This window comes from Prosthecobacter sp. (assembly GCF_044373815.1).
Taxonomy (GTDB): Bacteria; Verrucomicrobiota; Verrucomicrobiia; order Verrucomicrobiales; family Verrucomicrobiaceae; genus Prosthecobacter.
This window is the reverse complement of the sequence record NZ_JBIPNG010000298.1, coordinates 1-8222: the sequence shown is the minus strand read 5'-3', so window position 1 is coordinate 8222 and position 8222 is coordinate 1. Positions and strand designations below refer to the sequence as shown.

General features: G+C 59.5%; 5 protein-coding genes. 4 read left to right on the top strand and 1 reads right to left on the bottom strand.

Features of this window, described 5'->3' with window-relative positions; all coding sequences use genetic code 11:
- The 4 genes from ACIREA_RS20950 to ACIREA_RS20935 all read left to right on the top strand — a co-directional run.
- Nucleotides 1-2153: DUF1592 domain-containing protein (locus tag ACIREA_RS20950; protein WP_397384298.1), on the top strand; the 2153-nt coding region annotated here is incomplete at its 5' end.
- 20 nt (nt 2154-2173) lie between these two features.
- Nucleotides 2174-3472, top strand: a complete 1299-nt coding sequence (locus ACIREA_RS20945) for a DUF1552 domain-containing protein (protein WP_397384297.1) — start codon at nt 2174-2176, stop codon at nt 3470-3472.
- 17 nt (nt 3473-3489) lie between these two features.
- The gene (locus ACIREA_RS20940) at nt 3490-4593 is read left to right on the top strand and encodes a hypothetical protein (protein WP_397384296.1); all 1104 of its coding nucleotides are present in this window, start codon (nt 3490-3492) and stop codon (nt 4591-4593) included.
- A gap of 59 nt (nt 4594-4652) precedes the next feature.
- Complete coding sequence (locus ACIREA_RS20935) at nt 4653-5546, top strand: ThuA domain-containing protein (protein ID WP_397384295.1); 894 nt, start codon at nt 4653-4655, stop codon at nt 5544-5546.
- A 221-nt stretch (nt 5547-5767) separates the two neighbouring features.
- Here ACIREA_RS20935 and ACIREA_RS20930 read toward each other — a convergent pair.
- Nucleotides 5768-8222: DUF1592 domain-containing protein (locus ACIREA_RS20930; RefSeq protein WP_397384294.1), on the bottom strand; the 2455-nt coding region annotated here is incomplete at its 5' end.

Sequence of the window (8222 nt, the reverse complement as noted above, 5' to 3'; positions counted from 1 at the left end):
AGGCGGTGGAGGAGGCCTTTGCATGGCAGGCGGCTGCGGGCGTGGAGAAAAAACTGCACTACGAAGCCGAAACGACGACGCCCATCGTGAAGAAGTTCGTGGGGTATCAAATCGATGCCAAAGCCCGAGCCGAACGCTGGGTCAAAGCAGTGGAGGAAGCGGCGGCCAAACCTGAGAACAAGGATATTGTCGCGAAGATCCGCAAGGAATCGAAGAACGACAGCATCTTCCGCCGCGAGTGGGCCCGGATTCCCGGCGCACCGAATCCGCGGACCTTTGGCTTCGACAAGAAGGGCGAGAACGACGCAGATTTGGCCAACGATTCACTGGGCGCAGGCTGGCTGAAGTATCACCAGTATTACATGGCGCAGCCGGCAGTGGACAAGGGGGCCTACCTCGGAACGCAGACACGGCATCCGGCGGAGCTGAACGTAAACTACATCGAACTGCTGGTGCCGTTTGACTGGCCGGTGGGCGATTACATCGTGCGCGTGAAGGCCGCTGCCACCAAGGATGCCCCACCGGAGCGGCGCTTCCTCGATTTCGGCATCTATGCTCGGACGGGGCGCGTCATGGCCACCCATGAAATCACGGGCACGATCGAAAAGCCGCAGGTGATCGAGATTCCGCTGACTCTGACACGAAGCAACATGACGCGGGAGAACCGATTGCTCTTCGTCCGGGAGAAGGGTAGCTGGGACACCAATGAAGAAGGTGGTCGCAAACGTGCCGAGGCGGTGAAGCTCAATGGTATTGGCCCGGAACTCACACTGTGGGTGGACTGGATCGAAGTCGAACGCGTGCCGAAAGCCGACAAACCCAAGCCGCCCGGCATTGCGGCGCTGAGCATTCCACTGGATGACAAATCGCCTGCGCCAGCCGCACAGGAACTGCGCACGGCACTGGAGCGGTTTGCCACGGAGGCATTCCGTGGCACAACGCCGCCGAAGGACTACATCGACCGCCTGCTAAGCCTCTATGACGTGCGCCGCAAGGCGGGAGACAAACACAGCGCTGCGCTGAAGGAGACGCTGGCCGTAGTGCTGTCCTCCCCCATGTATCTCTACCTCGCGGAACCCACACCAGACGAAAAGCGTCGGCAATTGACGGGAATGGAACTGGCCACGCGCCTGTCGTATTTCCTTTGGAGCGCACCGCCGGATAAGCAGCTGCTGGATCTGGGGCGGAACGGTGATTTGCAAAAGCCGGAGGTGCTCGCCGCGCAGACGGAGCGGCTGCTCAATGATCCGCGTTCCGCAGATTTCCTCGAAGCCTTCACGCATCAGTGGCTTGGGCTGGATCGGATCGACTTTTTTGAGGTCAATCGTTCACTCTATCCGCGCTTTGACACTGGAACAAAGGTCGCCGCAAAAGGGGAGATCCATGAAACGATGGCGTACATCATGCGAAACAACGCAAGCCTACGCGACCTCCTAAAGTCTGATTACGTGATGATCAATCGCGTGCTCGCCCACTACTACGGCATCTCCGGTGTGAAGGGAGATGGCTATGAAAAAGTGTCGCTGCCCAAAGACTCACCACGTGGTGGCTTGCTCGGCATGGCGGCCATTCACTTCATGGGTGGCAATGGCGAACGCACCAGCCCCGTCGAACGCGGTGCCTGGGTGCTGCGCAAGCTGCTGCATGACCCGCCACCACCCGCGCCTGCCAATGTTCCCGCGATCACGCGCCTCGCGGGCAAGGTGCTCACCACGCATGAACGTTTGCTCGCGCATCAGGAAGATCCGCAGTGCGCCAGCTGCCACCGCAAGATCGACCCCGTCGGCTTTGGCCTGGAAAACTTCGATGCCGCCGGACAGTGGCGCACCGAAGACAGCTACATGGCCATCGACGCAAACGGCAAACCCGATCCCAAGAGCAAGAAGACGTGGACGATCGAAGCCGCAGCGGCGCTCTACAAAGGCCCGGCGTTCAAAGACTTCTTTGGGCTGCGCGACATCATCGCCTCCAAATCAGACGCCTTTGCCCGCAGCTTCAGCGAGGCCCTCATCGAATTCGCGCTGGGCCGCCCACCGGGCTTCCGCGATCAACCACTTATTGCGGGCATGATTCAGCAAGCTGGCAAAAAAGACCTCGCCATTCGCGAGTTCATTCATGCATTGGTCGCAAGTCAGGAGTTCCACACGAAGTAATCTCTCAACGAAAAAGCATCATGAGCACCTCACCCATCCGGCGCCGCCACTTCCTTCAATCCAGCACCGCGCTCATTGCCCTGCCGGCACTCGAATCTCTTGGCTTCCGCCGTTTTGCCTCAGCGGCGGCACCTGCAGCTCCGCCGAAGCGGTTGGTCTTTCTCGGCTTTGGCTGGGGCATCACGACAGAGAGCTGGTTTCCGGACATCAAACAACCAGGGGCTGATTACACCCTGCCTGAGGGGTTGAAGCCACTGGCACGGCACAAGGCGGACTTCTCTGTCGTGCAGGGGCTTTGGAACAAGTACAGCAACGACGGCCATTGGGGCAGCACCATGTGGCTCAGCGGGGCGAATCGGTTCGGAGAGCCGGGGCAGAACTTTCACAACAGCATCTCAGCGGATCAGGTGGCGGCGGCGAAGCTCGGACTCGACACGCGCTTTGCCTCATTGCAGCTCAATGGCAGCGAAAATGCAGAAGCTTCAGGGCATGGCCCCGGCCTCTCGATGGCATGGGATGTCAGCGGCAAACCCATCGGCGGTCACAAGGGCCCGGTAGAAGCCTACCACCGGCTCTTTTCCAAAGACACCACACCCATCGAGCAGCAGAAGGCCATGCTTGCGCAGAAGCGCAGCGTGCTCGACACGGTGATGGAGAATGCGCGTGTGATGCAGCGCGGCCTTGGCAAAACGGACAAGGGCAAGCTCGATGAATACTTCCAAGGCATCCGCGACATCGAAACACGCCTGAGCAAGGACGAGCAATGGATAGGTGTTCCGCAGCCCAAGGCACCGATTCCCGAGCCAGCCCCCGGTCTCGCGGGCAAAGAGGAGATCAAGATCATGTATGACATCATGCTCGCGGCGATGCACACGGACAGCACCCGTGTGCTCACCTATCGCCAGCCGGTCAGCACCCTGCTTACCAGCATCGGCATCAAGGTGGCCCCGCATGACATGAGCCATTACCACTCGACCATGGGTGAAAAGTTGGAAGCTTCCAAGCAGCGCGACCTCACGCAGAGCGATCTGCTCGCTGGATTCATCGACAAACTCAAAGCCACCAAGGAAGCCGACGGCAGCCGTCTCTTTGACAACATCGCCCTCGCCTACGGCAGCAATATCCGCACCGAGCACAGCCTGGACAACTGCCCCACGCTCCTCACCGGTGGCGGCGCCGGCATCAAGCTGGGACACAACATCGTCGCGCCGAAAGACACGCCGCTGTGCAATGCGTGGCTGACGCTCCTCCATGGTATGGGCGTGAACGTCGAGCGCCATGGAGACAGTTCCGGCGTGCTGAAAGAGCTCATTGCCTAGTCTCACTCACCCATTTCATGAAGCCGTTTCTTCTCCTTGCCGGATTGCTGCTAGCAAATCTCCACGCTGCTGACATCGAGCTCACCGAGACGCTGCAACTGCCCGAATGCCACAGCCTCGGCTGGGTGCGGGTAAACACGCAGGTGAAGGGACAGAAGAACTGGAATGGCGTGCTCGATGAAGCCAAATGGGGCACGCCCTCGCCGCAGCAGGCGGTGGAGCGAAGCTGGGACTGGAAACTCTCCGACGAGCAGTGGCAGCAGGCCGTGAAGGAAAAAGGCGAAGGCAAAAAGGAGGATGTGAAGTTTGACCTCTGGGTGCCAGAGCAAACCACCGTGGCAAAGGGCATCGTCGTCATGTCCGGCCATGGCAGCGGCGAGGCGCTCTTCAAGCATCCGGAGTTGCGCAAGATCGCCCGCGATCTGCATCTCGCGATTTTCAAATTCAACGGCAATCCCATGCAGCGCGGCTTCTGGCCACGCAGCCTGCTGTATGAGCAGCTCAAAACTTTCGGGCAAAGAGCCAAGCACCCTGAACTCGAAATTGCGCCCCTCTTTCTCTACGGCCACTCAAACGGCACCGGCTTCTCCGCCATCTTTTCCGCTGAAAGCACCCGCGTCTGGGGCTGGGTTTCCATGCGTCCCGGCACCACGTATCAAGTGTATCAACCCGGTGCTTCCCAGATCCCTGGCCTCGTGATCTTTGGCGAGGATGATGCCTTCTTTGCCCGGCCCTCAAAAGAAGAAAACATGGGTGTTGTCGAAGCGATGCGAAAGAAACACAACGCGCTGTGGAACTATGCCGTCGAACCAAAGACAGGCCACGGCCCCGGTGATAAAACCTGGCCGCTGGTGTTCTCCTTCCTGCGCCATACCTTCGCCGCCCGCGTGCCTGCAGATGCTGATACGCTCAAAGGTCCGGTGAAGCTCACTGCGCTAGCAGTTGAGAGCGGATATCTCGGCAAGAATTGGGATGTCACCCAAGGCGGCTATCAAACCCTGACCTCGGCAACCTTCGCCTCATTCGCTGGAGACAAATCCACCGCCCCGTGGCTCATCAATGCGGACTATGCGGCCGACTGGCAGATGTTTCAGCGCGACGGCCAGATCACCCGGCCGTGAAGATTGGGAGACAATTCCCGGTGAGTGCGTTCGTTTAGACTGCCTTCCACTTACCCACCATGATTTCCCGCTCACGTTTTCTTCTCTCTCTTGCTGCTGCAGGCCTGTGCACTTCTTCCTCTTGGGCTGCTGACAGTGTCAAGATCGTCCTCGTCGCCGGCAAGGTGAAGGAAGTGGACAAAATGGGCCACCATGATTACCTCGGCGGTTGCCGCCTGGTGCAGGCGCTGCTGAAGCAGACACCGGGTGTGGACGCGGTGCTCGTAAACGAAGAATGGCCCGCCGATGAGAAGGTGTTTGAGGGCGCGGCTGCCGTGGTCTTTTACACCGATGGCGGCGGCAAGCAGGCCTACCTCTCCTCACCAGAGCATGTGGCCACCGTGCAAAAAATGGCCGATGGCAAAACCGGACTGGTGAACATTCATCAAGCGGTGGAGTTCACACCGGCTTTTGCAGCGCAGTCGATGAACTGGATCGGTGGTGTTTACAATGCGCTTTCAAGCCGCGGCCATTGGGACAGCGTGCATGACACTTTCCCCAAACACGCTATCACCAGCGGTGTCACACCGTGGAAAATCAATGACGGATGGCTGAACCACTTTCAGTTTCCAGCGGAGATGAAGGGCATCACTCCCTTGGTGTGGTCGGGCAAAGAAAAACTGGGCTCACCTGAAGGTGGCGATAAGGACGTGGTTGCCTGGACCTATGACCGCCCGAGCGGCGGACGCTCATTCAGCTTCAGCGGGCTGGATGCCCACCATGCCTGGGAGCAGGCGGGCATGCGCCAGCTGGTGATCAATGGCGTGCTGTGGTCAGCGGGTGTGGAGATTCCGGCTGCAGGTGCCAAGTGCGAAGCAGACAAGGCATTGATTGATTCCTTTCAGACTCCACGCATCGCTCCGCCGAAGAAGGTGAAGCCGGAGGCGGCTCCCGCAGCGCCTGCGGTGAAGTAGGCATTTGATGAAAGAGGCTTAGAGAGAGCTTAGCCAAGTGCGATGGGGACTCTTGTCCGTCGATCAGCGCTTCCGCCACACCCAGCAAGGGAGAGCAATGACACGCGGTATCGCCGGAGTTGGCGGTGCCGCTCATCGACGGGCAAGAGTGCCCATCGTATATCAGACTTTTTGCTCGACCAGAAAGCGAACGAACGTGGACGTTCGTTCTGAGATCAAGATCACCGCGACCGAAACACCTCGCTCATCAGACACTCGACCATGAGCGTGTTCAGGCCAAGGCCCTGATCCTTCACTTTGGTGTGGAGCTTGTCGATGATGAAGTCATCGTTGAGTTCCATGGTGCGGCCGGTGGTGTAGGTGAGGATCTGGCGGATGAGGTGCCGGCTGAAAAGATCGGCCCGGGTGCCCTGGATGAGTTTCTTGAAGCTGGCGAAGTCGGTGTAGGTCTCGCCAGAAGGGAATTCGCCCGTGGTGTCAATGCTGGGGGCGGGGGCCTTTTTATTGGTCTTCGGGTAATTGCTGCGCCAGCGGCCGACGGGATCGAAGGATTCGAGACTGAAACCGAGCGGATCAATCTTGCGGTGGCACTCGGCGCAGGCGGCGTCGGCGCGGTGTTTGGCGAGGCGATCGCGAATGGTGGTGGCTCCGCTGACATCGGGATCAATGGCGGGCACGACATCCGGTGGCGGCGGCGGTGGCACGCCCAGAATGTTTTCCGTCACCCACACACCGCGTGTCACAGGCGAGGTCTCGACGCCGTTCGCGCTCACGGTGAGCACGGCGGCCATGCCCATGAGACCGCCACGATGCGCATTGCCTTTAAGGCTGACCTTTTGGAAGCCATCCGCCAGGCGCAGGGTCTTCTGCTCGGGCAGTTCGTAAAGTTTGGCCAGCTTCTTGTCCACGAAGCTGTGGTCGCAGTCGATGAACTGAATGACGGAGCCGTTGGTCTTCAGCAGATCGCGGAAGAAGAGGTTGGCCTCGGTTTTCATCGAGGTGGGCAAATCCTCCGCATAGTAGGAGCGCACCACCTCGCGTGGCGGTGGCATGCCGCCGAGTTCTCGGAGATTCAGCCAGCTGTCCAGAAAGCCGTTCACAAATCCGCTGATGCGTTCATCCGCGAGCATGCGCTGGATCTGCTTTTTCAGCTCGGCATCCTGCGTCAGCTTGCCGGACTTCGCTGCGGCGATCAGCGCTTCATCCGGCGGAGCAGCCCAAAGGGCAAAGGAGAGTCGGGAGGCGAGGTCGTAGGGGCTCAGCGCTTTTGCGGACTCTTCAGTAATCTCGCTCAGGTAGAGAAAGGAGGGAGAGCAGAGGATCAGCTTCAGCGCATCCAGAGCAGCCTGGCGCGGCGTGGCTTTTTCGGCCAGTCGCTTGTCATAAAGAGCGCGTATGGGCTTGCGGTCTGCATCAGTGAGAGGACGGCGATACGCTTTTTCGGCAAAAGCCTGGAGCTGATCCATCGCATGCTCAGCCTGGAATCCATCTTTGCCAAAGACCGCGATTTCTTCAGCCCCGCCTTTTTCTTCAGGCACCGGGCCGTTAATCTTGATCTCACTGATGCGGATGTGGGGAAGTTTGCCTTCCAGCAGGATGTGGGCACGGCCGACGCCCGATGATCCTGTGTCAGCCTTGAACTCGTCCTTGTAGCGTTTGTTGATCGTCACCACCGAAGCGCGCGATTCATACGGGCCGTTCGGGAAGATGAAGCGCGGTGTTTGCCCGGCCTCCAGCCACACGCGGAATTTGAACCAGGTGGGTGTGTTGTCCGGCACCACGGTGCTGGCGAGCAGCGGCTCAATGGCCTGCGGATAATGGATGTGGCCTTTGGTGACATCTCCCGGAACGACCCCAAGGATGAAGGGCTCTGAGAAATCGATGCCAAAGATGGTGGGATCGTAGTGCGTGTCACGGTGCATCGCGGCAGCCTCCACCTCGATGTCGTATAGGCCGGAGACGGGCACGCCCTGCTTGAAGTCTTCGATGTGGCCGTAGCCACCCTGGCGGGTGTCGGTGTTCGGCTGCTCGTAAAGACAGAGGTAACGGAAGTTGAAGGCGGACTTGTGTGAGCCGGTCAGCTCTTCGTATTGCACGAAATGGCTGTTGAAGCGCCAGCTCTTCGTCTCGGTCGCCGGTTTGCCAAGGCGTGTCTCGACGAGGCGGTTCGCGGACTGGAAGTATTGGTCCACGAGAAAGCCGGAGGTCACCAATGACTTGCCGATGTTGTCCATGTGCTGGCTCGTCTTCTCCTTCGGGAAATCAGCCGTGAGACCCAGTGTGTCGACCCGGCGGCCAAACAATACGGCGAGGGTGTTCTCATACTCTCGGCTGGAGAGGCGACGCATGACCGTGCGGCTGCCCGTGCTCTGAAACTTGCCATAGGCGGCCACCGTGCCCTCGCGCAGCGCGCGGATCATGCCGAGACGCTCGTCATCGGTGGGCTGATCCGCCTTTTTCGGCGGCATCTCCTTCAAGGTCAGCTGGTCGATGATGTCACGCGCATCGATGAGATCCGGAACGGATTTCAGCGGCAGCGCAAACTTCTCAAAGGCGCGATCGCCCTTTTGCACATCCGCGTCATGGCACTCCAGGCAGTACTTGCCGAGGAACTGCTGGGCCAGCTTGGGTGCATCGTCGGCGGCATGGGCCGTTGTGAGGAGCGCGAGGCAAAGC

Bases quoted from the DNA above. Each gene is read 5' to 3' on its own strand.
- ACIREA_RS20940 (WP_397384296.1), top strand. From the start codon at position 3,490: ATGAAGCCGTTTCTTCTCCTTGCCGGATTGCTGCTAGCAAATCTCCAC.
- ACIREA_RS20945 (WP_397384297.1), top strand. From the start codon at position 2,174: ATGAGCACCTCACCCATCCGGCGCCGCCACTTCCTTCAATCCAGCACC.
- ACIREA_RS20935 (WP_397384295.1), top strand. From the start codon at position 4,653: ATGATTTCCCGCTCACGTTTTCTTCTCTCTCTTGCTGCTGCAGGCCTG.